Source organism: Mesorhizobium sp. B2-5-11, from assembly GCF_006440835.1.
GTDB lineage: Bacteria > Pseudomonadota > Alphaproteobacteria > Rhizobiales > Rhizobiaceae > Mesorhizobium.
The window spans coordinates 59,276-82,675 of sequence record NZ_VFUK01000001.1 but is presented as its reverse complement, the minus strand read 5'-3'; the positions used below and the strand labels follow the sequence as shown (position 1 = coordinate 82,675).

Genomic DNA, 23,400 nt, shown 5'->3' with positions numbered 1-23,400 from the left:
CTGAACCATGATCAACAGGTACCGTGCCTCGGCGGGCATCATGCTGGCGCCCGCCGTGACGCTGATCGGCATCTTCATCCTGTTGCCGATGCTGCTCACCGTCTGGCTATCCTTCCAGGACTGGTCGACGCAGACGCCTTTTTCCAATGCGACCTTCATTGGCTTCGACAATTTTCGCGAGATTTTCGGCGCCTCATCGGTCGGACGCGACTTCAAGGGCGCGTTGATCAACACCTCCATCTACACCGCGCTTTCCGTCATCCTCATCCTGCCGCTCTCGGTCGCCTTCGGGCTGATGGTCCACCAGCACGATGTTGGCGGCGGCACGGCGCTGCGGACCGTGCTGTTTTCCACCTATATGGTACCGATGATCGCGGTGGCGCTGGTGTGGTCGAAACTCTATTCGCCTGGTGAAGGGCCGCTGAATCAGATGCTCGGCCTGATCGGCGTCGGCCCGCAGCCCTTTCTGTCGTCCCCGCGCTCGGCGCTGATCTCGATCGTCCTGCTCAATGTGTGGCAGCAGGTCGGCTATTTCACGGTGCTGGCGATTGCGGGGCTGACCCAGATTTCCGGCAGCCTCTACGAGGCGGCAAAACTCGACGGCGCCAACCGGTTCGAGCAGTTCCGCTTCATCACCTTGCCGTTGCTGCGGCGCACACTCCTGTTCAGCGCGGTGATCGCCATCATCAACGCCGTGCAGGTGTTCGAGCCGGTGGCGCTGATCACGCAGGGCGGGCCGGTCGGCTCGACCAATGTCTTGACCTATCACATACGCCGCGTCGGCATCGAGCGCGCGCAGGGCGGACTGGGTTCGGCCATGGCCGTCATGCTGATGCTGTCGCTGATCGTCGTGGTCTGCGCTCTGTTCGCCTTTGCCAACCGGAAGGATCAGGAATGAGCGCGGGATCGTCGAGCCGGTTGCCGCGCAGACGCCCCGCCGGCCGCAAGGCGCTGCTGGCCACGCTCATGCTGCTCGTGGCCGTGGCGTCGGCCTTTCCGCTGGTTTGGATGGTTCTGTCCAGTCTCAAGACTCCGGCCGAGAGCATGCAGGTGCCGCCGGTGTGGATCCCGCACACGCCGAGCCTCGACGCCTACGGGAAAGTTTCGGGCGTGGTCAATGTCGGCCGTTCTATGTGGAATTCCCTGGTCATCGCCTCGATCACCACAGCCGGTATCCTCATCACCAGCATGATGGCCGGCTACGCCTTCGCCAAATACCACTTCCCCGGCCGCTCGCTTTTGTTCTCGGTGCTGATCGCGACCATGTTCCTGCCGCCGATCGTGACGCTGATCCCGCTCTATCGCCTCGTCGGCTCGATCGGCCTCAATGCCAGCCTCGCCGGCATCATCGTGCCCAACCTCGCCAATGCCTTCGGTATCTTCCTGATGCGCCAGTTCATTGCAAGCGTGCCTGACGATCTGATCGACGCTGCGCGCATGGACGGCGCCTCCGAACTGCTGATCCTGTTCAAGATCGTGGCGCCCAGCGTGGCGCCGGCGATCGCAGCATTGGCGCTGTTTGCCTTCGTCTATCACTGGAACAGCTATCTGTGGCCGCTGACCGTGCTACAAGGCAACGCCGACGCCTATCCGATCGTCATCAGCCTCAGCCGGCTGTTGAGTTACAACAGAGGCGCCGTCAACACCGGGTTGGTGATGGCCGGCGCGACGCTTGCCGTGCTGCCGCCGCTCATCCTCTTCGTCCTGCTGCAGCGCTTTTTCGTCGATTCCATCGTCGGCTCGGCGATCAAGGGGTAGCCGCGCTCAAAGGTTTCTGCCCCGGAGGAGGCGACGCGACAAAATCGCGGATCAGCGCGACCACCGCCTCCGGCTGTTCGATGCAGGGAATATGGCCGGCATTAGGAATGATTTCAAAGCGGGCGCCGGGGATCAGCGCTGCCAGCGAGCGGACGAGATCGGGCGGTGTCGAGCCGTCCTGGTCGCCGACCATGCAAAGTGTCGGCACCGCGATACGCCGCGCGGCCTCGGTGAGGTCGGCGTCGCGGACCGCCATGCATGTCCCGATGTAACCCGGCAGCGCCTGCCTGGTCAGCATATTGCGGCAACCGGCAAGGTCGGCCGCACGCGCGGCATGGAAGCCGGGCGTGAACCATGCTTCCATCACACCGTCGGCTATCGCCTCGATCCCGTCGCGCTCGACGGTGGCGATACGCTTATTCCAGCTCTCGTCCGTGCCGATCTTGTGTGCCGTGTCGGACAGGATCAGAGCCTCAACGCAGCTGGGATGACGGGTATAGAGCCGCTGCGCGATCAAGCCACCGACCGACAGGCCGAACAGCACGACCCTGCCGAGATCGAAATGATCGATGAGGCCCAGGAGATCGTCGACATGATCATCGATCGACCGGATGCCGCTGCCGATATCGGAAAGTCCGTGGCCGCGCTTGTCGTAGACCAGCAGAGGCATGTCACCGCTTAATTGCGAGATGACATCGTCCCAGATGCGCAAATCGGTACCCAGCGAATTGATGAAGATCACCGGCCGCGCGGTGCCGGTCGCCTCGACATAGCGGTGGTGCAGCGCAAGGCCGCCAATGGTGACGAACGGCACGATTTCGACCCTCCCGGCTCCCACAGTGCATGAGGCATCTGGTTGGGTAAAATGATATTTTGAGGCATCGTTGTAGGACATCGGCCGTTCTGGCACATCGGTCTTGCGCGAACCACAATGACGGACGACCAATGACAGACCGCCGCAACGTCCTTTTCATCATGTGCGACCAGCTGCGCTTCGACTATTTGAGCTGCGCCGGACACCAGACCCTGCACACGCCGAATATCGACCGGCTGGCCAGCCGCGGCGTGCGCTTCACCAACGCCTATGTGCAATCGACCGTGTGCGGGCCCTCGCGCATGAGTGCCTATACAGGCCGCTATGTCCGCTCGCACGGATCGACGCTTAACGGCGTGCCGCTCAGGGTCGGCGAGCCTACGCTCGGCGAGCATCTGCGCGAGATCGGCGTGCGCTGCGCGCTGATCGGCAAGACGCATATGAGGGCCGACGAGGAAGGCATGGAGCGCCTCGGCATCGACAAGACGTCCATCATCGGCGTGCTGGTCGCCGAATGCGGCTTCGAACCGTTCGAGCGCGACGACGGGTTGCATCCGTCATCCGCCTACGATCCCGATCCGGCCTATGACCAATATCTGCGCGAGCACGGCTTCGACGCCGCCAATCCGTGGGAGCACTGGGCCAATTCCGGTGAAGGCGAGGATGGCGAAAATTTCAACGGCTGGCTGCTCGTCCATGCCGACAAGCCGGCGCGCATTCCCGAGGAGCATTCGGAAACACCCTACATGACGCGCCGCGCCATGCGCTTCATCGAGGAGGCCGAGGCAAGGGGCGAAGCCTGGTGCGCGCATCTCTCCTACATCAAGCCGCACTGGCCCTACATCGTGCCGGCGCCCTATCACGACATGTACGGCAAGGCCGACATAAAGCCGGTCGTGCGCAGCGAAGCAGAACGCGTCTCGCCTCACCCGATCTTCGAAGCCTTCCAGCAGGAGCGCTATTCCAGGAACTTCTCCCGCGACGAGGTCCGCGAAAGGGTCGTTCCCTGCTATATGGGCCTGATCAGGCAGATCGACGATCAGTTGGGCGGATTGTTCGAGTTCATGGAGCAGCGCGCCCTGTTCGACAACACGATGATCGTGTTCACCTCCGACCACGGCGACTATCTCGGCGACCATTGGCTGGGCGAAAAATACCTGTTCCACGACGTCGCGGCCAAGGTGCCGATGATCGTCTGCGATCCGCGCCGGCAGGCCGACGCGACGCGCGGCACGACGTCCGATGCGCTGGTCGAGATGATCGACCTCGCGCCCACCTTCCTCGACTTCTTCGGCGGCAAGGCGAAGCCGCACGTTCTCGAGGGCCGGTCGCTGGCGCCGCTGCTGGCCGGCCAGGACGTGAACTGGCGGCGCCACGCGGTGAGCGAGTACGACTATGGCGGCGATGCCGCGCGGCTGAAGCTCGTTATGCCGGTCGCCGACTGCAAGCTCTACATGATCACCGACGGCCGCTTCAAACTGGTCCATGGCGAGGGCCTGGCGCCGATGTTCTTCGATCTGAACGGCGATCCGGACGAATTGCGCGACCTCGGCACCGAAGCATCGGCGGCGGCCGACATCGAACGACTGCGGCAGGCGCTGTTCCGCTGGCTGGCGCTGCCCAACAACCGCATCACCGCCGCCGAGGAATGGCTGACGGGAAACGACGACAAGATGCGGCACTTCGATCCGTTGATCGAGCCCGGCGTGCTGATCGGCTACTGGGACGAGGCCGAGCTCGCCGAACAGCGCGAAAGACGCAGGCGCTGGCTGTCACGCAGGTCGGGAGAATGAAACCCGCAGCCATTGTTGTGGACGGCATGTTTTCAGAGCGCAGTGCCGGAGCGGGTTGCGAGCAGTCCGGCATCGAGCGATCGGTGCCGGACTGCCTGATGTGGCGGCCTATTGGAGCTTCGCCTGCAGGGCGTTGACGTCGTCCGTGGTCATTTCACCGTCGGTCGTTACCTTGCCGTCGACGATCTTCCACAGGCGGAACGGACCGGTGATGTCGCCATATTTGTCGAAGGCGACCGGGCCGATTACACCTTCGTAGCGGATCGGCTTGCCGTCCTTGATCAATCCGAGCGCCTTGGCGAATTCTTCCTTGCCAGCAAAGATCGGCGCGCCGGCCGGATCGACCGCCTTGTACATGGCGTCCTTGATCTTGGCCGGATCCTCTGAGCCGGCGATGGCGATTGCCAGGCCGACGATGGCGCCGGCATCATAGGAACGGTCGGCCGCGGGATTGGACGGTTCGATGCCCGAAAACGCCTTGTAATTCTTGGTGAAGTAGTCGGTGGAGGCGGTCGGGCTGGTGCCGGACGAGGTGCCATAGGCCTCCTTGAGATAGTCGGCGCCGACGGACTCGATGAAGTCCGGGCTGTTCATGCCGTCATTGAGCAGGAATTTCTGCACGCCCCCTTGCGAAATCCAGGTGCGGGCGACGGTGGCGCCGTCAACCGGCGTGCTGACGAGATAAAGCCCGTCAGGCTCGCCGGCCATGGCCGCCGTGACTTCCGAGGCATAGCTCGACTGCTTCTCATTGTAGGGCGTGTCGGAGACGACGGTGCCGCCGAGCGCTTTGTAGGCGCGGGAGAATTCGGCCACCATGTTGACCCCGAAATCATTGTTGACATGGATGATCGACAGCTTCTTGAAGCCCTTGTCGATGGCGTATTTCGCGGCGGCCACGCCTTGCAGCGCATCGGAGGTGATGGTGCGGAAGAAGATGCCGTTCGTCTTGCCGTCGCGCCCGAGTGCGGTCAGCGTCGGCGAGGACGAAGCCGGCGAGACCTGCACGATCTTGGCCGGTGCGGTGACCGAGGTCAGGATCGGGATCGACACCGAGGAGATGATGCCGCCGATGATCACCGGCACCTTCTTGACCTGAACCAACTGGGTCGCCGCATCGACGGCGATATTGCCCTGGCTCTGACTGTCACGCGTGTCGGTCACCAGATCGCAGCCGCGAACGCCGCCGGCGTCGTTGATGTCGCGGAAGGCCATCTCGACCGATTTCGCGCCGGCCTGGCCGTATTCACCGGCCGGTCCGGTCAATTCCATGACCAGGCCGACCGTGATCTTGCAGTCGGCGGCATGTGCCGTGCCGGCGATCGTCACGAGAGCGAGCGCGGTGGTGAGTTGGAGTATCGTCTTTCTCATTGTTGTTCCCCTTGAGCTACACGAATTGAGTTACACGAACCAAATTTCACGTCTGGAGCCTGTTCAGCTTTCCGGCATCTGCAGCCAGGTTTCATGCAGATGTCGCCATTCGACGCCGTTGGGCGCCGATGGATTGGTGGTGAAGAGCGCACTCGACTGACGGCGGCTATGCTTGCCGCCTCGCAACTGCGCCTCGACATAGAGCACGACGATCGCGTCGCCGGTTTGCCAGCCCGGCCGGATGTCCTCGATCGAGATGGCGAAGGCTTCGTCGCAGGAAGCGCGGCTTGCGCGGACATGGTCGACCACCGCATCGCGATCGAGGACCGTGCCGTCAGGCGTGACCATGGCCAGGCCTTCGCCCATGACGCGTTCGAAGCGGCTGAAATCGGCCTTGCCGGCGCGCGATGCGACGAACCAGTCGACGAAGAAGCGATGCAACTCGACGATTTCGGTGCTGGCCCGCGAAAACAGCCTTTCGGTGGTGGCGCTCATGGCCGGGCCGCGTTGAGATTGTAGTGCATGATCGAGCCGTGGCGGCCGTGACGATCGCGCTCCAGCGTGTAGACGTCGCCGAGAGGACCGCGGCTCTGGGCGATCACGGCGCCGATCTCTGCCCGATCCTCAGTCCCGAGCGCGACATCCATGATCTTCGCATTGGCCAGCGCATGCGCCTGGTTGCGGGCGCCGACGATGACGGCCGCCACTTGCGGCTGCTCGAGCACCCAGGCGCTGGCGACAGTGGCGATGTCGACGCCGTGGCGGTCGCCGATCCGCTTCAGCACACTGAGTAGGGCCTGGAAGAGCTCCCAGCCGCCGAAGTCGTCGATGATCAGCTTGTATTTGACCAGCGAGCGGTTTTCGAGCGGCATGTCCGGTTCGGCGACGCCGAGCCATCTGTCGCCGAGAAAGCCGCCGGCCACCGAACCGTAGCAGAGAAAACTGACGCCGTTGCGTGCCGCGAGCGCGGCGAGGCTCGCCACCGGACGCTGGTCGAGGACGGAGTATTGCAGTTGCTGGCTGACGACTGGCACGCCGGCCGACAGGATCTCGCCAAGGTGCTGCGTATCGAAATTGGTGGTGCCGACATTGCGCACCTTGCCTTCCAGCCGGACCTCGTCGAGCCAACCCATCGCGTCGACATAGCGAGGCACTGAATAGTCCCACCAGTGGAACTGCACGAGGTCGAGCCGTTCGGTCTTCAGCCGGCGCAGAGACTGGTCGACGATGCCTCTGATGTAATCGCGGCTGATGCCGGCGAGCCGCTCGAGGTCCGGCACCAGCTTGGTGTGCACCCTCATCCTGGCGGCGGCATCGAGACCACGTTCGTTGGCCAGACGCAGCCGCGCCGCTCCGATCAGCTCCTCGACGCCGGTGTAGATATCGGCGCAGTCATAGGTCCAGATGCCGGCGTCGAACGTGGCGATCAGGTCAGATACTGCCTGCTGACGGTCGACCGCGCCGTGGCCGCCGGCCAACTGCCAGCCACCGCGAATGACGCGCGAGATTGTGTAGCCGGGGCTGAGTTCGAAAGTCTTGGCGGTCATCTCTGCTCACTCTCCTTCGGCAGCGGCACCGCCGTGGTCTCGGCGTGGCTGAACCGCCGTTTGCCGGTCCTGACGATCCTGAGCCTGCTGGCGCAATTGGGATCGGGACAGGCGATCTCGGCATCCGAGGTCATCCAGTCATTGGCATGGGTGGGGCGCTGCTTCGCCGCCAGCAGCGGCAGCACGGCCGCTATGGAATAGATCGAAAATCCCTGGCCCGCCGGCATCGACAGCATCTCGCCCTTCAGCTCGAAATAGTCGCCGGGCCTGGCGCCGCAATAAACCGGCTTGCCCTCGGGGACGACAGCCTCGACGCGGAGGTCGAAAAGTTCGAAGCTGTCGTCGCGTTCAGCCATTTCAGCTCTCCAGCCGCGCGAAGGTGACGTCGCAGGCGCCATTGCGGCGAATGATGCCGCAGGCAGATGCGAACTGATCGCGTTGCTCAGGCAGCACCTGCGCAACGACGCTCCCCGCGAGCCAGCCGATCGGAAACAGCAGGCGCGCGCCTTGCCCGTAGAACAGGCCAATGTCGAAGATCGCGTGCGGGTTGCCGCCCCACATGCGCGGCGGCACATAGGAAAGCACGATGTCGCCGGGCTGCGGCGTCAGCGTCGCGTTCTCCGCCGGCAAGGCCTGGGCAAAGGCCTCGCCGTCCAGATGTGCCGTGGGGATCGGACAGGAGATTTCCGGGCCGGTCCACATGGCATGAATGCCCGCGACGACGCGCGGCTCGGCCAGGTAAGACCACAGGAACGTTGCGTTCTCTGGCGCTTTTTCCGGCAGCAACTGCGCCGTCACCGACAGCTCGGAATGCGGCTCGGTGATCCTGATGATGCGTCTGGTCATATCAGGCATTCACTCCGCCTTTGCCGTCAACTTCAGCTTGTCGCGCAGGAAAGCGAAAGGGCGGCTGATGTCGGCCACCAGCGCCTCGCGTGCGGCCTGGGCATCCTGCGCCGCAAGCGCGGCGACGATGCTGCGATGATAATGGGCGGTGTCGACCTCGCCGGCCTCGGAAAAGGCATAGATTGCAACTCGGATGCATGGTCCCGACTGCAGCCAGAGGCTCTCGATCATCGGGATCAGCACGGCGGAACCGCAGGCGCGATAGATTTCGAAATGAAAGCTCTGATTGAGCGTCACCTCGCGGTCGACATCCTTCTTGTGCTTCAGCGCCCGCATCTCGTCCCATTCACCGAGAATGGTTTCGATGGTGGCGATCTGACGCGGATCCATGCGCGCGGCGGCAAGCGCGATTGCCTCGCCTTCGATCAGGGCACGGGCGCGCAGGAGGTCGTCGATGCGTTCCAGCGTGATCGGCGGCACCCGCACCGAGCGGTTTGGAAGCGCTTCCAGCGCCTTTTCCGTGATCAGCCGCCCAAGCGCCTCGCGCACCGGCATGGTAGACGTGACCAGCGCATCGGCAAGGCCGCGTATGGTCAGAACCTGGCTCGGCTCGAAGAGACCGCCAATCAGCGCCCGGCGCAATTCGGAATAGACGCGGTCCTGCACCGTCTCGCGGCCGACCGGCGCGAGTTGCGCGGCGATGACCTCGTTGGTGCGCTCGACAGCAGCCCTTTGCATGGCGTTCCCGATCTTGGCCTTTTCGACGGCCTGGCCTGTTTTCGGCTTGCGGAGAAAATTAAAGCTGATTAGCGTGATCAAAGCAAGTGTGATCACAAATCAAAAAATCAGAAAGCGGCAAAGATCGCTTCGGCCAGAGGGCTTGATGAACGACACGGCGAAACGGCATGGGACGGAGACCCAGGCGCCGGTTCTGGCAGCAAAGAACGTCGTGCGGCGTTTCGGCGGCCTTGTCGCCGTCAACGATGTCTCGTTCGAGGTCCGCCCGGGCGAGATCCTCGGCCTGATCGGCCCCAACGGCGCCGGCAAGACGACGATGTTCGACCTGCTCGCCGGCAGCATCCTGCCTACAAGCGGCGAGATACGTCTCAACGGGGCGCTCGTCTCCGGCGAAGCAGCGCACCTGCGCATTGGCCGCGGTCTTGGGCGCACCTTTCAGATTCCCCGGCCCTTGCCCAATCTCACGCTGATCGAAAACGTCATGCTTGCCGCGCAACGTCAGGCAGGGGAGCGGCTGCTCGCCAATTTCCTGATCCCGTGGCGGGTCGCCGCCGAAGAGAAGGCAGCCGCCGAGAAGGCTGCCGAACTGCTTGAACTCGTCTCGCTCACCCGGCTGGCGCACGAACCGGCGCGGGTGCTTTCCGGCGGCCAGCGCAAACTGCTCGAACTTGCCCGTGTGATGATGGCCGACCCGGCCATCATCCTGCTCGACGAGCCCGCGGCCGGCGTCAACGCCACGCTGCTCGAAGTCATCATCGACCGCATCCGCGACATCAACAAAAGCGGCATCACCTTTCTTCTGATCGAGCACAACATCGACATGGTGACCCGGCTTTGCCATCGCGTTCTGGTGATGGCGGGCGGCGAGCTTCTGTGCGAGGGCACGGCCGACGAGGTGGCGCGCGATCCGCGCGTGATAGAGGCTTATCTCGGGGGCGCGGCGTGACCGGCACCGTGCTTGACGTCCGCAACCTCGAAGCCGGCTACGAACCCGGCGTGCCGATCGTGCGCGGTGCCTCGATCACGGTGAGGAAGGGCGAAATCGTCGTCGTTCTCGGCCCCAACGGCGCCGGCAAGTCGAGCCTGATCAAGGCAATTGCCGGTCTCGTCCCGGTCACCGGCGGCACCGTTCTCCTCGACGGCAAGGATATCACCACCGCACCGGCCCACACCATGGTGCGGCTAGGGCTCGCCTTCGTGCCACAGACGGAGAACGTGTTTCCACTGATGTCGGTCGACGACAATCTCAGGGTTGCCTGCGGCATCATCGAGCGCCGCGGGGTTCCCGCCCGCATCGACGAGATGTACGCGACCTTCCCCGACCTGGCGCGCCAGCGCCGCATCGCCGCCGGCAATCTGTCGGGCGGGCAACGCCAGATGCTGGCCGTGGCGCGGGCGCTGATCGTCCACCCCAAGGTGCTGGTGCTGGACGAGCCGTCGGCCGGCCTGTCGCCGAAATTCGTCTCGATGGTGTTCGAGATGCTGGCCGGCATCCGCAAGTCCGGCGTCACCATCCTTCTCGTCGAACAGAACGCCAAGGCGGCGCTCGCCATCGGCGACCGCGCCTATGTGCTGGTCGAAGGCAAGGACCGGCACGAGGGCATCGCCGCTGAATTGTGGAGCGATCCGGTGGTCGCCGAGCTCTATCTTGGCCAGCGCCCGGACAGTGCCGGCAAGGCCGCGCCTTCAGGCAAGGGAAGTGCGGCATGAACCTGCAATTCATCGTCGACGGATTGCTGACCGGCTCGATGATAGGCCTCGGCGCCATCGGCGTGACGCTGACCTATTCGATCCTGCGCTTCTCGAACTTCGCCCATGGCGACTTCATGGCCTGGGGCACCTATGCGACGCTGGCCGTCGTAGGCGCCATCGGCGCGACGATCGGCAAGGTGGCGCCGATCGCCCCGCTTTCCTTCGGCTGGCCGCTCATCGTCGCGCTGGTCGTCGGCATGGCATTCACCGCCCTGCTGGCGCTGCTGCTCGACAAGGTGCTGTTCGCGCGGCTGCGCTCTCAGGGCCAGGCCATCATCGTGGTGATGGCAAGTTTCGGCGCCTCGATGGCGCTGCGAAGCCTGCTCGAGTTCACCTTCACCTCACGCCCGACCTATTTCAGCCGCGCCATCCAGATCGCCATGCCGGTCGGCTTCGGCATCCGCATCACGCCGGACCAGATCGCGCTGTTGCTGCTGACAGCAATTCTGGTGCTGGGCGTACACCTGTTGATGACGCGCACGCAGACCGGCCGGTCCATGCAGGCCCTGAGCCAGAATGCGGCCCTTGCCCGCATCGTCGGCATCGATGTCGCCAAGGTGGTGCGTGTCACCTGGATCCTCGGCGCAGCGCTTGCCTGCGTCGCCGGCGTGATGATCGGCATCCTGGTGCAGATCCGCCCGTTCATGGGTTTCGACATGCTGCTGCCGATGTTCGCCGCCGCCATTCTCGGCGGTATCGGCAGCATCCCGGGCGCCGTGCTCGGCGGGTTGATCATCGGGCTCGCCGAAGCGGGCGCCGTGCAACTGATCGGCGCCGAATGGCGCGCGGCGGTCTCCTTCATCATCTTGATGGCGGTGCTGTTCGTGCGGCCGATCGGCCTTTTTGGTGTGAGGGAACGCTGATGGACCTGCTCGGCTATGGCGCTTTCTTCCTGACCACGGCGCTGATCTTTTCGCTCGTCACGCTGGGGCTCAATCTGCAATGGGGGCTGACCGGGCTCTTCAATGTCGGGCTCGCCGGCTTCGTCGCCATCGGCGCCTATACTTCGGCGCTGCTGACGACGCCGGACGATGCCGCGCGTCTGGGCGGTTTCGGCCTGCCGATCCTGGCCGGCTGGGTCGGCGCCATGGTCGTCGGCGGCATCGCCGCGGCCCTGACGGGCATCGCCACGCTGCGGCTCAGATCCGACTATCTGGCCATCACCACCTTCGGCGTCGCCGTGGTCGTGCAACTGGTCGCGCTCAATGCGCAGAAACTGACCGGCGGTCCGTTCGGCATCGGCTTCATCCCGCGCCCCTTCGGCAGCCTCGCCGAGACGCCGCTGCTGTTCAACCTGTCGAACCTTGCCGTCGTCTCGGCGGTCACGTTGGTTGCCTATCTGGCGCTGGAGCACCTGTCTCGAAGCCCGTGGGGCCGGGTGCTGAAGGCGCTGCGGGAGGACGAGCGGGCGGCGATCTCGCTCGGCAAGAGCGCGCGCTTCTACCGTGTCCAGGCCTTCGCGGTCGGCGGTGCCATCATGGCCCTAGCGGGCGCCTTGCAGGCGCATTTCACCGGCTTCATTGCGCCGGACAATTACCTGCCGATCCTGACCTTCCAGGTCTGGGTGATGCTGATCGTCGGCGGCTCGGACAGCAATGCCGGTGCCGTCATCGGCAGCATCCTGGTCTGGGGGATATGGGCCGGGTCGGGCACGCTCACCAGCGCGCTGTTCCCGCCGGAGCAACAGGCCCGCGCCGCATCCCTGCAGATCGTGGCAATCGGCGTCATGCTGTGCATCATCCTCCTGGTCCGCCCCAACGGACTGTTCGGGGAACGGCCGCGGCGGGCACGGCTCGGCAAGCGGGCGAAGGTGGCCGCCAGCGAGAGCGGCTCGTGACCGCAATGGCCCGGCAGGAAGCGCTCTCGCTTTGGCACGCGGTCAGCCGTGAGACCCGCCTCCGCCCGGCGCTGGAAGGCGAGCTCGATGTCGACCTTGCCATCGTCGGCGGCGGCTTCACCGGCCTTTCGACGGCCTTGCATGCCGCGGCCAGAGGTCTTTCGGTCGCCGTTCTCGAGGCCGAAACCATCGCCTGGGGCGCTACCGGCAGGAATGCCGGCTTCATCGTACCGAACTTCGCCAAAATGGATCCGGATGCGATAAAGGCCCATCTAGGCCCCGCGCGCGGCGAGAGGCTGATCGACTTCGCCGCTGGCAGCGCCGACCTGGTCTTCGGCCTGATCAGGCGGCACGACATCAAGTGCGACGCGGTGCAGAACGGTTGGATCCAGCCGGCACATTCCCCTGTCGCGCTCGAAAAGGTCAAATCACGCGCGGGGCAATGGGCGGAGCGCGGCCGACCGGCCGTCGTGTTGGACCGGCAAGAAATCGAGGCGCTGACCGGCGCCCGCGGTTATGTCGGCGGTTGGATGGATCGTTCCGGAGGCGTACTCAATCCGGTCGCCTATGCGCGCGGCCTGGCCGACGTGGCGGAAAAAACCGGCGCGCGCCTGTTCGAGCACACGCGCGTCGTCGCGATCGACCCCATCGCGGACGGCTGGTCGCTGAAGACGCAAACGGGTTCGGTGCGCACCGGAAAGGTGCTGATCGCCACCAACGCCTATGGCGGACGGCTCAATCCGGAGCTTCGGAAAAGTTATTTCCCGCTGAAAATCTTCCAAATCGCGACGGCGCCGCTGCCGCGCGAGGTGCGCAGCCGCCTGTTGCCCTACGGGCAAGGCGTCGGCGACACGAGACGCAATCTCTTCACCTACCGCTTCGATGCCGAAAACAGGCTGATCAGCGGCGGCATGCATGTCTTCGGCGCGGGTGCGGAACGACGCCTGCCGCAGACGATCCGGCGGCGGCTGGCCCGGCATCTCGAGCTCCCGGACCTGCCGCCGCTCGCCTATGGCTGGTCGGGCATGGCTGCGGTCGAACCCGATTTCCTGCCCCACCTCATCGATCTCGGACCGGGGCTGATCGCGGGTCGCGCCTGCAACGGCCGCGGCATCGCCATGACCACGGCCCTGGGCAAGGTGCTTGCGGATTGGGCTGGTGGAACCGACGCCCGCGATCTGCCGCTGCCCTTCGGGCCACCGTCGCCGATGCCGTTCCACAGCCTGCTGCGCTTCGCGCCGAACGCGCTGCTGCCGTGGAGCATGCTTCGCGACCGGCTGGACAAGACCGGATAGGCCGATCGCCGGGGCGCGACGGGATCGCGTCGTCATTCGGCCGCGCGAAGGTTCCCCGCCAGCACCGCTGCCGCCGTGGCGATGTCCTGTTCTATGGAGGTCCTGACGTCGGCGCCGTTGCGCTGCGCCAATGCCGCGACGATCTTGCGATGCGCCTCGTTCGACTGGGGTTTGTAGCGCTCAGCCTGCATCAGGAGCTTGAGATAGGGCCCAACCCGCCCCCAGAGATCACGGATCATGTTGAGGAGGATCGGCGCGCCGGCATGCCGGTAGATGGCGAAGTGGAAGGCCTCGTTGAGCGCGAGATAGGCCCCGGCGTCGCCCGCCTCGATCGCGCGCTGCATGCCCGCCAGCGTGGCCTGTATGTCGACCAGCCCGTCTTCGGTGATGCGCGAGGCGGCCATCTCGCCCGCCAGCCCCTCCACCGCGACGCGGATGCGCGTCAGTTCCTCGAAGGCGGGGGCAGACAGCAAGGGCACGATGATCGAGCGGTTGTTCTGCAATTCCAGAAGCCGCTCGGCGACGAGCCGTTGCAGCGCCTCGCGGATCGGCGTCGTCGAAATGCCGAACGTCTCGGCAAGCTTGCGGATGACCAATGTCTGGCCCGGGCTGAAGCCGCCCGAAATCAGCTCCTGCTTGAGCGCGCCATAGGCGCGGTCGTTCAGGGTCTGATGTTCGAGCTTCAGCATGTCGATCGCCGCCCCCTTTCCTATCCCCTCACCAGCGCGACAGGGTGCGATCGAGCGTTTCGGCAAGTTGCTCGGCATTGTCCCTGGCGAACGGCAGCGGCGGCCTGATCTTCAGCACGTTGCCGCGCGGACCGCACGACGAGATCAGCACGCCGTCCTCGCGCATGGCTTCGACGACCGCCGACGTCCTGGTGGAGGCCAGCGCCTCGTCCCCCTCCGCAGTCAACTCGACGCCGAAATAAAGACCGTTATGCCTGACATCGGCGACCATGGCGTGGCGACCCTGCAAGGCGCGCAGCAGCTCGCCCGTATAGGCCCCAACCGTGCGCGCATTCTCGACCAGCCCCTCGCCTTCGATCACGTCGAGCACCGCGATGCCGACGGCGGCGGCGACAGGATTGCCGCCGAATGTGTTGAAGTAGCCGGTGTTGGAACCGAAGGAGGCAACAAGCTGCGGCCGCACGATGACCGCGGCCATCGGATGCCCGTCGCCGATCGGCTTGCCCATGGTGACGATGTCAGGTTCGAGGCCGTAATTGGCGAAACCCCACATGCCCTGGCCGAGCCTGCCGAAGCCGGACTGGACTTCGTCGGCAATGACGATGCCGCCCGCCTTCCTGACGTGATCGGCCGCCTCGCGCATCACCGATGCATCGGGGAAGAAAATTCCGTCGCTGGAAAATGCCGAGTCGAGCAGCAGCGCCGCCGGGCGCACGTTCTGTGCGCGCATGTCCTCGATGGCGGCGGCGACATTCCTGGCGAAATCGCGCGCGGCCCGGCCCTGGTTGCGAAACGCATCCGGGGCGGCCACGGTCCTGTGCTGCGCGGGCACGCCCTTCGCCCCGACCGCAGCCGGCGACAGCTGCGCGGTGGCGATGGTGGCGCCATGATAGGCGAAATCGGTGATGATCACGCCGGTATTGCCGCTGGAATGCTGGGCGATGCGGATGGCGAGATCGTTGGCCTCGCTGCCGGTGCAGGTGAACATGGCATGGCCGAGATGAGGCGGAAGCGTGCCGAGAAGTCTTTCCGCGTAGTCGAGGATGATTTCGCTGAGATAACGCGTGTGGGTGTTGAGCGTGGCCGCCTGCCCCGACAGCGCCTCGACGACACGTGGATGGCAATGCCCGACCGAAGCGACGTTGTTGTAGGCATCGAGATACTTGCGACCCTGGGCATCGTAGAGCCAGACGCCGCTGCCACGCACGAGATGGATCGGGTTGCGGTAGAAGGCGCGATAGGTCGGGCCGAGCAGCCTGGCACGGCGCTCGAGCAGCGCGGATGCTGATGCACCGGCATCGGCGGAGGCATTTGCGGGCGAGGATTGGGACACGAGCGTCTACTCCGGATTGGAATGATCGAGGAAATAACGGCGGGCATCGCTGTGTGACAGTCCGTCCAGCCGCTCGAGCGAGGCCCAGACCTCGGTGATGAGGCGCAGCACATAATCGCGCTTGGCCGGGAAGCGCTCCGCCTGCCAGGTGGCAATGTTGGCGATGAGAGCAAGGCGGGCACGGATCAGGTCGAACAGGATGCCGATCTCCTCGGCTTCGAGCGGCTGCACCGACTGATAACCGGCGACGAAGCGCGCGGCGGGCGCCAGCGGGTGACCGTCGGCTGGCCAGCGGTAGACGGCGCCGATGGCGAGATCGCAGATCAGCGGCGAATGGATCATGTCGCCGAAATCGAGGATGCCGCTGACGATCTCCGGCCGCGATGCGTCCATCACCACATTGTACGAGTTCATGTCGTTGTGGACGATCTGGGCGCGCAGGCTGGGGATGACGGGTGCGGCGTGCTCCTCGAAGGCATCGATGACGCGCTCGACCATGGCCCGGCGCCCGGCATCGGCGATATGTGCCAGCATGGGCCGCGTCTTGGCGACCTTGCGGATATCCCACAAAAGATCGCTGCCGGCGGCCGGGTGGAAAAAGCCGCGCAGTGCCCGGCCAAGCCGAGCGAGGAAGATGCCGAGATTGCGATCTTGCACAGGCGATACAGGCGAGCGCGAAAGCAACTGGCCGGGCAAATAGGTGACCAGGCGGATGATGCGCGGCTGCGAATCGCCGATGCTGACGGCGAACTGCGCATCGCGATCGAGGCTTTTGCGCACCGAGGGAACCGGCAAGGCGGGATCGACCGCAAGGATGTGGTCCAGCGCCTTGTTCTGGAAATCGGTGAAGCCGGCCTCTTCCGCCGGATGCGATATTTTCAGGACAAATTCGCCCTCGCCATCGGTGCGGATGTGAAAATTGTGGTCGCGCTCCCCGGGCAAGGGCTGAGCGGTGCCGGCAAGGCCGTAGTGCTGGCGCAGGATGGCAAGCGCATCGGCGATCGAGACATCGGGCGCGTCCTCGGCCAGCGTCTCGCCGAATGCATTGGTCACGGCGCCGGTCATGGCCTTGCCTCGGGGTCGACAGGCTCCAGCCCACACCAGTCGGCGATGAACAGTGCGATTGTCTGGGTGACCTTGCGTACGGAATCAAGGTCCACCGCTTCGTCATAGCCATGCGGCATGCGGCAGATCGGACCGTAGACGATGGCCGGCGTGTCAGCGTAGAGGCCGAAGAAGCGCGCATCGGTGGTGGCAGAGGTGACGTGTTCCTGCAGCGGCTCGCCCCAGACGGCGGTATGGCTACGACGCAGCACGGTTTCCATCTCGTCGGCGCCCTCCAGCACATAGCCCTCGGCCATGAAGCCATTGTAGGTGATCCTGGGCGGGCGGTTGGCCATGAACGGATCGGCGCGGGCCGCGTCGGCGATGCAGGCCTCGAGCTCGGCTCTGGCATCCTCCAGCTTCTGGCCGGGATAGGTGGCGACACGCATCTCGAACACGCAGCGCGCGGGGACGCTCGATGTCCATTCGCCGCCTTCGATCTTGCCCAGATTGAAACGGATCGGATGCGGGTGATCGCAGAAATGCCTGTCGTCGACCTTGCGCGCGTTCCAAACGATTTCGAGCTGCTTCAACGCCTGGATGATGAGGAAAGCCTTTTCGATGGCGTTGGCGCCGGCCGAGAAAGCGCCCGACGCATGCTGGGGATCGCCGTCGACCTCGACCCTAAACCAGATCGGGCCGACCTGCGCCCGCATCAGCTTCGGCTCCAGCGGTTCGGGGATGAAGGCTGCGTCGGCGCGGTAACCGCGCTGCAGGCAAGCGAGCGCGCCATTGCCGGTGCACTCTTCCTCGACCACCGATTGCAGGAAGACCTTCGCGGCCGGCTGATAGCCGAGGCGGCGCAGTGCGGCCAGCGCGTAGAGGCAGGCCGAGAGCCCAGCCTTCATGTCGCCGGCGCCGCGACCATGCATCCAGCCGTCCTCGATGACCGGATCATAGGGATCGCGCAGCCAGCGATCGAGCGGGCCCGTCGGCACGACGTCGATGTGGCCGTTGAGGATCAGCGAGCGGCCGGTCGCGTTTCGCGGCATGTGGGTGGCGACGACGTTGAAGGCGTCGTCATAGGAGACGGCCACGGGCGAAAAGCCCGGCAGGTCGCGGATCGCATCGACATCGACACGCCACATGTCCACCGTATAGCCATCTGCTTCATACGCGGCTGCCATGAAGGATTGCGCCGCGTGTTCTTCGCCGCGTTGCGAGGGGAAGCGCACGAGGTTCGCGAGGAATTCCACCTGCCGCGCGAAGCCGTCGTCGACCGCGTTCAAAATGGCCTCGTCGGCAATTCGCTCAGGCATGATATTCCGCTTTCCGTTCGATGGTGTATCATATCTCATATGCCATCTCTGTGAAACGCAAGGGACAGGCGGGCCAAAAATCTTGACCCACCTCGGGAGCCTCTTGGCAGGCGAGCGCAGAGTTGGCATCAGCTCCTTGCGCGCCGGTGGGGAAGGTCGAGGACAGATGTTGGTCACCGAAGGCAGATTGCCTGATGAAATCACCAATCTAACGGTCGGCTATCGGCGGGTGCCGGCCGGCAAGATCGTCAATGCGGTGACATGGATGGAAGCGCGCGCGCCGGTGCCGGGTCTCGCGAGGCCGTTGACCATGACAAGGATCGCGAAACCCGACAGTGCTTCCTACCGTGCAATCTTCCTGGAGATCGGCGCTCCCTGGCTCTGGGATCGCGCCGCCGAAATGTCGGATGCCGAGATCGCCGCGCATTTCGCCGATCCGCGCCAGCATCTCTATTACGGCCATGATGAAAGCGGCGCCCATGTCGGCATGGTCGAGTTCTCGGTGGCCGAGGACAACGAGATCGAGATCACCTATTTCGGCCTGTTCCCCTCCTTGACCGGCCGTGGCTTCGGCAAGCGGCTGATGGCCGGCGCGCTCGACCAGGCATGGCGTCTCCGGCCCAGCCGCATTTGGCTTCATACCAGCAGCTTCGACCATCACAGTGTCATCGGTTTCTACAGGGCCTGCGGATTTGAGCCCTTTGCGACCGGCTTCGAAATCGCCGACGACCCCAGGACCAAGGGAACGTTGCCGCGTGATGCGGCGCCGCAGATTCCCTTGATCGAGACGGACTGGTCCCCCGACGCCAGATGAAAACGCCTTCACAACCAGCCAGGCATCTCGGCATCGACATCCGTAGTTTTGATCGTACGGTTCGGCCTTGGCGCCGGCCGCCGTCAGGTCGCCTGGACCGCTGGAAGCCGCTCACGCAATTCGTCGACAAGCACCCTGATGTTTTCGGAATAGTCGATGGGCACGACGACGAGATGCACGCCGCCGCCGGCGAAGGCCTGTTCCAGCGCCGGCCGGAATTCGGCGATCGCGCCGACCCTGGTCCCCTTGGCGCCATAGGCCTCGGCGTATTTGACGAAGTCGGGATTGCCGAAGGTCATGCCGAAATCCGGAAACTCGTCGACCGCCTGTTTCCAGCGGATCATGCCATAGGCGTGGTCCTCGAGCAGCAGGACGACAAGATTGAGCTTGAGCCGGACGGCGGTCTCCAGTTCCTGGCTGTTCATCATGAAGCCGCCATCGCCGCAGATGGCCATGACGCGGCGCTGCGGATGGAGCAGTGCCGCCATCATCGCCGACGGCAGCCCCGCGCCCATGGTGGCCAGCGCATTGTCGAGCAGCAGCGTGTTGGCCATGCGCGTGCGGTAGTTGCGCGCGAACCAGATCTTGTACATGCCGTTGTCGAGGGCAAGGATCCCGTCGGCGGGCATCACGGCTCGCACGTCATGCACGATGCGTTGCGGCGTGAAGCGGTCTTCCGTGGCGCGCGCGGCGATGCGGCTCAGAATGCCTTCGCGCAACGGCAACAGGGCCTGCGCGTTGGGGATCTTGCCCTCGATGCGATCCGCCAGCAGCGCCAGCGAAGGGCCGAGGTCGCCGACGATCTCGGTCTGTGGGAAATAGACCTGCTCGACATCGGCGGTTTGATAGCCGACATGGATGACCTTCGGCCCGTTGACGCCCATGATGAAGGGCGGCTTCTCGACTGTGTCGTGACCGATGGTGATGATCAGGTCGGCCTGTTCGATGGCCTCGTGCACGTAGTCGCGTTCCGAAAGGGCCGCCGTTCCCATGTAGAGTTCGGTGCCGCCGGGCACGGTGCCCTTGCCCATCTGCGTGGTGAAATAGGGAATTTGGGTGCGCAGCACGAACTGGGCGACATCGGGCGTGACGCGCGGCCGCGACGCCGCGGCGCCGAACATCAGCAGCGGACGTTTGGCCTCGAGGATCATGCGGGCGGCGCGGTCGAGCGCGCCCGCACCGGCCAGCGGCAGTTCGACCGGATGCGTCGGCACCAGCGGGACATCCTCACACTCAGCCGCCACAATGTCTTCTGGCAGTTCCAGATGCACGGGACCCGGCCGCTCTTCCTGCGCGACGCGGAAGGCTTCGCGCACCAGCGAGGGGATCATTTTGGGCGAGACGATCTGGCGCGACAGCTTGGTCAGCGGTTTCATCGCCGCGACGATGTCGACGATCTGGAACCGCGCCTGCCTGGACGACAGGATTCCCTTCTGGCCGGTGATCATGATCATCGGCATGGCGCCGAGCAGCGCATAGGCCGAGCCGGTCGCCAGGTTGAGCGCGCCGGGGCCGAGCGTGGTGATGCACACACCTGGCTTGCCGGTGAGCCGGCCATAGGTGGCGGCCATGAAGGCGGCCGCCTGCTCGTGACGGGTCAGGATGAGCTGGATCGAGGAGCGGCGGATGGATTCGACGATGTCGAGATTCTCCTCGCCCGGAATGCCGAATATCCGGTCGACCCCTTCGTTCTCGAGGGCCGCCACGAACAGATCCGAACCTTTGGTCATCAACCGCCTCTCCTGCAATGTGCCTGCATGCCGCCAGCTTTGCCTCATATGGCACTGGAAAGCGATGCCTCAAAGAGCCGAGGCGCCTCTCTACGGAATGTCCGCGCGATCCCGAACGAGAGTGGCCGTGAGGCTGGCGATCACGCCATCCGTTTCGGCAAGGCGGCCGCCAGCGCATCGACGGCCAGCCGAACTTTCAGCGGCAAATGGGGCGTCTGCAGCCAAAGGGCGTGGCAGTCATAGAGATATCGCGGCTGGTTCGGCAAGAGCTCGACCAGCGCGCCTGCCTGAATGCGCTCGCGAACCAGCCACCAAGGCAACCAGGCGAGCCCCATGCCCTCGGCCGAAGCGTCGGCGATGGCATCGAGATCGTCGAGCCGCAGCCGGCCGCCGGGCATGATCTCCTGTGCTGGTTGTCCTTCGCGCGGGAACAGCCAAGGCTGAACGGCTTGGCCGAGTCGGCGATATACGATGGCATGATGATTGGCGAGATCTTCGATCCGCCGTGGCTCGCCCTGAATTTTCAGGTAGGACGGCGCCGCACAGACAATCATGTCCTGGCTCGCGACGCGGCGCGCGATCACGCCTGCCCTATCCTCCAGATCGCCGGTTCGGATGGCAAGATCGTAGCCGTCCTCGGCAAGATCGGCGAAGCGGTCGCTGAGCGACAGGTCGAGTTCCAGCATCGGATATTGCCGCGCCAGTTTCAGCAGCACGGGTGTTACGCAGTGCCGGCCGAAATGCGCCGGCATGGTGACGCGCAGCTTGCCACGCGGTTGCGAGAGCTGGTCGGCGGCGAGTTGATCGGCCGCTTCGGCCTCGGCCAGCACCAGCCGACAGCGGTCGTAATAGGCGCGTCCGAACTCGGTGAGGTTCTGCCGGCGCGTGGTGCGGTTGAGCAGGCGCATGCCGAGACGCTCCTCCAGAAAACGGACGTGTTTGCCGACCATCGGTCCGGACAGATCGAGTGCGGCCGCGGCCGCCGCGAACGAGCCGAGGTCGACCGCCCTGACGAACACGGCCATGCTCTCAAGCCGATCCATATTCGAAACTCCTGGTTTCTACTGTTCTGCTCCGAAGGCCATTTATCCGACTTCGTCTTACCGGCATAGCTCCTTTCGGTTCAGACAATTAGGAGTAGACCGAATGGCGCGCGTCGTTCGCTTTCATCGGCATGGTGGCCCCGAGGTCCTGCGGATCGAAAATGTGGACCCTCCCCAACCCGGCCCGGGCGAGGTGCAGATCCGCGTCAAGGCGCTCGGCCTCAATCGCGCCGAGGCGCTCCTGCGCGCGGGCACCTATATCGAGACGCCCCCCCTGCCCTCCGGGCTTGGCCTGGAGGCCGCAGGCCTCATCGAAACGGTCGGCGGAGCCGTGACGGGTCTGGCTCCGGGTGATGCCGTCAGCGTCATCCCGCCGCAATCGATGATCCGCTGGCCGGCTTATGGAGAGCTTGTTACCTATCCCGCCGGGCTCGTCGTCAAAAACCCGATATCACTCGACTGGCAGACCGCGGCCGCGATGTGGATGCCGTACCTCACCGCCTATGGCGCGCTGATCGACATCGCCAGGCTGCGCAACGAGGACTTCGTCGTCATCACGGCAGCCTCGAGCAGCGTCGGGCTTGCCGCGATCCAGATCGCCAACAGCGTCGGCGCGACGGCGATCGCAGTGACACGGACCTCGACGAAGAAGCAGGCCCTGCTCGACGCCGGCGCGGCTGAAGTCGTGGTCCTGGCCGAGGAGGATCTGGAGGCGCGGCTAGGCCGGATCGCCGGGCCGCGAGGCGTGCGCATCGTGTTGGACGCGATCGGCGGCCCGATTTTCGAGCCGCTCGCGGCGGCGATGTCCCGTGGTGGCATTCTCATCGAATATGGCGGGTTGAGCTCCGAGCCGACGCCGTTTCCCTTGCCCGCCGTGCTTGGCAAGACATTGACGCTGCGCGGCTACCTCGTCCACGAGATCACCGGCGACCCAGCGAAGCTGGAAGCCGCCAAGGCGTTCATCCTCGAAGGGCTGGAGGCCGGCACGCTGAAGCCGATCATCGACAGGACCTTTCCATTCGAGCACATCGTCGAGGCGCATCGCTATCTCGAGTCGAACGAGCAGTTCGGCAAGATCGTGGTGACGGTCTGAGCAGGGACGCCGGGGTCGTTGGCGCAGGCGCGGTACCCAGCGCTCGAAGCGCAATGACGTCAGCGATGGGGAACAAATTCGATCCTCGCGGACAATGTCGCTCTTGAAGGCGCCGCTCTGTGTTCCTAACTCTCGCATGCGGGCCGGGCCCCTCTGACTGTCGCACCTCGCGACCGTGATGTCGGACCGCTTTAACGGGCCCGTTTCCATCCTTTCGGTCAAGCGGGCTCATCTCTTTTGGTTTGGAGCCCCATATGACATCGTCTTCCCTTCTTGGATTGGTTTGCCCCTCCTGCCGCGTCGCGCTCGTGATGAGCGAACGCCAGGGTATCGAGATCGATTACTGCCCGCAGTGCCGTGGCGTGTGGCTTGACCGAGGCGAACTCGACAAGATCATCGAGAGATCGGCCAAGGAGGCCTCGTCCGCGCCACAGCCGGCAGCGTTCTCCCAGCCCCAGCATGGCCGGGACCGCGATGACGACTATGCGCGCTCGCAGGGCCACCGCTATCCGAAACGGAAGAAATCGTTCTTCGAAGAGCTGTTCGATTGACCGCACGCCGGTAGCCGGCCCGACGTCTGTCGAGAA

Annotated in this window: 24 protein-coding genes; 11 read left to right on the top strand and 13 right to left on the bottom strand. The window is 64.7% G+C overall.

Translation table 11 applies throughout. The annotated features are described in order from the left end of the window. Positions 1–7: 7 nt before the first annotated feature. On the top strand, positions 8–898 hold the full coding sequence (locus tag FJ490_RS00415) for a sugar ABC transporter permease (RefSeq protein ID WP_140728088.1): 891 nt from the start codon (positions 8–10) through the stop codon (positions 896–898). Then, positions 895–1,758: a carbohydrate ABC transporter permease gene (locus tag FJ490_RS00410; RefSeq protein WP_140497680.1), complete on the top strand. Its 864-nt coding sequence runs from the start codon at positions 895–897 to the stop codon at positions 1,756–1,758. Before FJ490_RS00415 ends, FJ490_RS00410 begins: the two co-directional genes overlap by 4 nt. On the opposite strand, the gene pcaD is transcribed toward FJ490_RS00410, so the two are convergent. Beyond that, the gene (gene pcaD, locus FJ490_RS00405; RefSeq protein ID WP_140520927.1) at positions 1,748–2,572 is read right to left on the bottom strand and encodes a 3-oxoadipate enol-lactonase; all 825 of its coding nucleotides are present in this window, start codon (positions 2,570–2,572) and stop codon (positions 1,748–1,750) included. The two genes, FJ490_RS00410 and pcaD, sit on opposite strands and share 11 nt — an antisense overlap. Positions 2,573–2,703: 131 nt before the next feature. Here pcaD and FJ490_RS00400 point away from each other — a divergent pair, with 131 nt between their 5' ends. Continuing rightward, entirely contained in the window at positions 2,704–4,365 is a 1,662-nt protein-coding gene (locus FJ490_RS00400; RefSeq protein WP_140728087.1) for an alkaline phosphatase family protein, read from the top strand. A gap of 108 nt (positions 4,366–4,473) precedes the next feature. Here the strand turns inward: FJ490_RS00400 and FJ490_RS00395 are convergent, their stop codons facing one another. From FJ490_RS00395 to FJ490_RS00370, 6 genes are all read right to left on the bottom strand, one after another. Continuing rightward, positions 4,474–5,733 carry an ABC transporter substrate-binding protein gene (locus tag FJ490_RS00395; RefSeq protein ID WP_140562039.1) on the bottom strand — a complete coding sequence of 420 codons (1,260 nt, stop codon included), beginning with the start codon at positions 5,731–5,733 and terminating at the stop codon, positions 4,474–4,476. A 63-nt stretch (positions 5,734–5,796) separates the two neighbouring features. Continuing rightward, positions 5,797–6,228, bottom strand: coding sequence for a DUF4440 domain-containing protein (locus FJ490_RS00390; protein ID WP_140555557.1), 432 nt, complete (start codon positions 6,226–6,228; stop codon positions 5,797–5,799). Continuing rightward, positions 6,225–7,280: an aldo/keto reductase gene (locus tag FJ490_RS00385; protein ID WP_140728086.1), complete on the bottom strand. Its 1,056-nt coding sequence runs from the start codon at positions 7,278–7,280 to the stop codon at positions 6,225–6,227. Before FJ490_RS00385 ends, FJ490_RS00390 begins: the two co-directional genes overlap by 4 nt. Continuing rightward, complete coding sequence (locus FJ490_RS00380; RefSeq protein WP_140648998.1) at positions 7,277–7,636, bottom strand: TIGR04076 family protein; 360 nt, start codon at positions 7,634–7,636, stop codon at positions 7,277–7,279. The genes FJ490_RS00385 and FJ490_RS00380 overlap by 4 nt, the downstream gene beginning before the upstream one ends. 1 nt (position 7,637) lies before the next feature. Further along, on the bottom strand, positions 7,638–8,135 hold the full coding sequence (locus FJ490_RS00375; protein WP_224706122.1) for a DUF3830 family protein: 498 nt from the start codon (positions 8,133–8,135) through the stop codon (positions 7,638–7,640). Next, complete coding sequence (locus FJ490_RS00370; RefSeq protein WP_140497664.1) at positions 8,136–8,864, bottom strand: GntR family transcriptional regulator; 729 nt, start codon at positions 8,862–8,864, stop codon at positions 8,136–8,138. It lies immediately after the preceding gene. A gap of 145 nt (positions 8,865–9,009) precedes the next feature. Between FJ490_RS00370 and FJ490_RS00365 the strand changes: the two genes are divergently transcribed. The 5 genes from FJ490_RS00365 to FJ490_RS00345 are packed head-to-tail and all read left to right on the top strand — an operon-like array spanning position 9,010 to position 13,748. After that, the gene (locus FJ490_RS00365; protein WP_140514551.1) at positions 9,010–9,810 is read left to right on the top strand and encodes an ABC transporter ATP-binding protein; all 801 of its coding nucleotides are present in this window, start codon (positions 9,010–9,012) and stop codon (positions 9,808–9,810) included. Beyond that, a complete protein-coding gene (locus FJ490_RS00360; protein ID WP_140562033.1) occupies positions 9,807–10,574 on the top strand; it encodes an ABC transporter ATP-binding protein in 768 nt (255 codons plus the stop codon). The genes FJ490_RS00365 and FJ490_RS00360 overlap by 4 nt, the downstream gene beginning before the upstream one ends. Next, entirely contained in the window at positions 10,571–11,479 is a 909-nt protein-coding gene (locus FJ490_RS00355; RefSeq protein ID WP_140623697.1) for a branched-chain amino acid ABC transporter permease, read from the top strand. The genes FJ490_RS00360 and FJ490_RS00355 overlap by 4 nt, the downstream gene beginning before the upstream one ends. Then, positions 11,476–12,453 (top strand): branched-chain amino acid ABC transporter permease, encoded by a 978-nt coding sequence (locus FJ490_RS00350; protein WP_181165180.1) that lies wholly within the window; start codon positions 11,476–11,478, stop codon positions 12,451–12,453. Before FJ490_RS00355 ends, FJ490_RS00350 begins: the two co-directional genes overlap by 4 nt. Then, on the top strand, positions 12,450–13,748 hold the full coding sequence (locus tag FJ490_RS00345; RefSeq protein ID WP_140728084.1) for an FAD-dependent oxidoreductase: 1,299 nt from the start codon (positions 12,450–12,452) through the stop codon (positions 13,746–13,748). Before FJ490_RS00350 ends, FJ490_RS00345 begins: the two co-directional genes overlap by 4 nt. 32 nt (positions 13,749–13,780) lie before the next feature. On the opposite strand, the gene FJ490_RS00340 is transcribed toward FJ490_RS00345, so the two are convergent. Genes FJ490_RS00340 through FJ490_RS00325 form a run of 4 tightly spaced genes read right to left on the bottom strand, consistent with a single transcriptional unit; the run spans position 13,781 to position 18,133 of the window. After that, positions 13,781–14,437: a GntR family transcriptional regulator gene (locus tag FJ490_RS00340; RefSeq protein WP_140555566.1), complete on the bottom strand. Its 657-nt coding sequence runs from the start codon at positions 14,435–14,437 to the stop codon at positions 13,781–13,783. Between the two features lie 28 nt (positions 14,438–14,465). Next, the gene (locus FJ490_RS00335) at positions 14,466–15,770 is read right to left on the bottom strand and encodes an aspartate aminotransferase family protein (RefSeq protein WP_140514542.1); all 1,305 of its coding nucleotides are present in this window, start codon (positions 15,768–15,770) and stop codon (positions 14,466–14,468) included. Positions 15,771–15,776: 6 nt separating this feature from the next. Beyond that, entirely contained in the window at positions 15,777–16,835 is a 1,059-nt protein-coding gene (locus FJ490_RS00330; RefSeq protein WP_140728083.1) for a phosphotransferase, read from the bottom strand. Further along, entirely contained in the window at positions 16,832–18,133 is a 1,302-nt protein-coding gene (locus tag FJ490_RS00325) for an ArgE/DapE family deacylase (RefSeq protein WP_181165160.1), read from the bottom strand. Before FJ490_RS00325 ends, FJ490_RS00330 begins: the two co-directional genes overlap by 4 nt. A 166-nt stretch (positions 18,134–18,299) precedes the next feature. Here FJ490_RS00325 and FJ490_RS00320 point away from each other — a divergent pair, with 166 nt between their 5' ends. Then, entirely contained in the window at positions 18,300–18,947 is a 648-nt protein-coding gene (locus FJ490_RS00320; RefSeq protein ID WP_181165161.1) for a GNAT family N-acetyltransferase, read from the top strand. An 83-nt stretch (positions 18,948–19,030) separates the two neighbouring features. On the opposite strand, the gene FJ490_RS00315 is transcribed toward FJ490_RS00320, so the two are convergent. Both FJ490_RS00315 and FJ490_RS00310 read right to left on the bottom strand, forming a co-directional pair. Continuing rightward, a complete protein-coding gene (locus FJ490_RS00315) occupies positions 19,031–20,677 on the bottom strand; it encodes an acetolactate synthase large subunit (protein WP_140728082.1) in 1,647 nt (548 codons plus the stop codon). Positions 20,678–20,817: 140 nt separating this feature from the next. After that, a complete protein-coding gene (locus FJ490_RS00310) occupies positions 20,818–21,720 on the bottom strand; it encodes a LysR substrate-binding domain-containing protein (protein WP_140648987.1) in 903 nt (300 codons plus the stop codon). A 103-nt stretch (positions 21,721–21,823) separates the two neighbouring features. Here FJ490_RS00310 and FJ490_RS00305 point away from each other — a divergent pair, with 103 nt between their 5' ends. Both FJ490_RS00305 and FJ490_RS00300 read left to right on the top strand, forming a co-directional pair. Continuing rightward, positions 21,824–22,813, top strand: coding sequence for a zinc-dependent alcohol dehydrogenase family protein (locus FJ490_RS00305; protein WP_140648986.1), 990 nt, complete (start codon positions 21,824–21,826; stop codon positions 22,811–22,813). Positions 22,814–23,067: 254 nt separating this feature from the next. Then, entirely contained in the window at positions 23,068–23,364 is a 297-nt protein-coding gene (locus FJ490_RS00300) for a zf-TFIIB domain-containing protein (protein ID WP_140648984.1), read from the top strand. The last annotated feature ends 36 nt before the right edge of the window (positions 23,365–23,400 follow it).

Excerpts from the sequence above, each read along its gene's own strand:
- FJ490_RS00415 (WP_140728088.1), top strand. The coding sequence starts at position 8 with ATGATCAACAGGTACCGTGCCTCGGCGGGCATCATGCTGGCGCCCGCC.
- FJ490_RS00410 (WP_140497680.1), top strand. The coding sequence starts at position 895 with ATGAGCGCGGGATCGTCGAGCCGGTTGCCGCGCAGACGCCCCGCCGGC.
- FJ490_RS00400 (WP_140728087.1), top strand. The coding sequence starts at position 2,704 with ATGACAGACCGCCGCAACGTCCTTTTCATCATGTGCGACCAGCTGCGC.
- FJ490_RS00395 (WP_140562039.1), bottom strand. The coding sequence starts at position 5,733 with ATGAGAAAGACGATACTCCAACTCACCACCGCGCTCGCTCTCGTGACG.
- FJ490_RS00390 (WP_140555557.1), bottom strand. The coding sequence starts at position 6,228 with ATGAGCGCCACCACCGAAAGGCTGTTTTCGCGGGCCAGCACCGAAATC.
- FJ490_RS00385 (WP_140728086.1), bottom strand. The coding sequence starts at position 7,280 with ATGACCGCCAAGACTTTCGAACTCAGCCCCGGCTACACAATCTCGCGC.
- FJ490_RS00380 (WP_140648998.1), bottom strand. The coding sequence starts at position 7,636 with ATGGCTGAACGCGACGACAGCTTCGAACTTTTCGACCTCCGCGTCGAG.
- FJ490_RS00375 (WP_224706122.1), bottom strand. The coding sequence starts at position 8,135 with ATGCCTGATATGACCAGACGCATCATCAGGATCACCGAGCCGCATTCC.
- FJ490_RS00370 (WP_140497664.1), bottom strand. The coding sequence starts at position 8,864 with ATGCAAAGGGCTGCTGTCGAGCGCACCAACGAGGTCATCGCCGCGCAA.
- FJ490_RS00365 (WP_140514551.1), top strand. The coding sequence starts at position 9,010 with ATGAACGACACGGCGAAACGGCATGGGACGGAGACCCAGGCGCCGGTT.
- FJ490_RS00355 (WP_140623697.1), top strand. The coding sequence starts at position 10,571 with ATGAACCTGCAATTCATCGTCGACGGATTGCTGACCGGCTCGATGATA.
- FJ490_RS00340 (WP_140555566.1), bottom strand. The coding sequence starts at position 14,437 with ATGCTGAAGCTCGAACATCAGACCCTGAACGACCGCGCCTATGGCGCG.
- FJ490_RS00330 (WP_140728083.1), bottom strand. The coding sequence starts at position 16,835 with ATGACCGGCGCCGTGACCAATGCATTCGGCGAGACGCTGGCCGAGGAC.
- FJ490_RS00325 (WP_181165160.1), bottom strand. The coding sequence starts at position 18,133 with ATGCCTGAGCGAATTGCCGACGAGGCCATTTTGAACGCGGTCGACGAC.
- FJ490_RS00320 (WP_181165161.1), top strand. The coding sequence starts at position 18,300 with ATGTTGGTCACCGAAGGCAGATTGCCTGATGAAATCACCAATCTAACG.
- FJ490_RS00315 (WP_140728082.1), bottom strand. The coding sequence starts at position 20,677 with ATGACCAAAGGTTCGGATCTGTTCGTGGCGGCCCTCGAGAACGAAGGG.
- FJ490_RS00310 (WP_140648987.1), bottom strand. The coding sequence starts at position 21,720 with ATGGATCGGCTTGAGAGCATGGCCGTGTTCGTCAGGGCGGTCGACCTC.
- FJ490_RS00305 (WP_140648986.1), top strand. The coding sequence starts at position 21,824 with ATGGCGCGCGTCGTTCGCTTTCATCGGCATGGTGGCCCCGAGGTCCTG.
- FJ490_RS00300 (WP_140648984.1), top strand. The coding sequence starts at position 23,068 with ATGACATCGTCTTCCCTTCTTGGATTGGTTTGCCCCTCCTGCCGCGTC.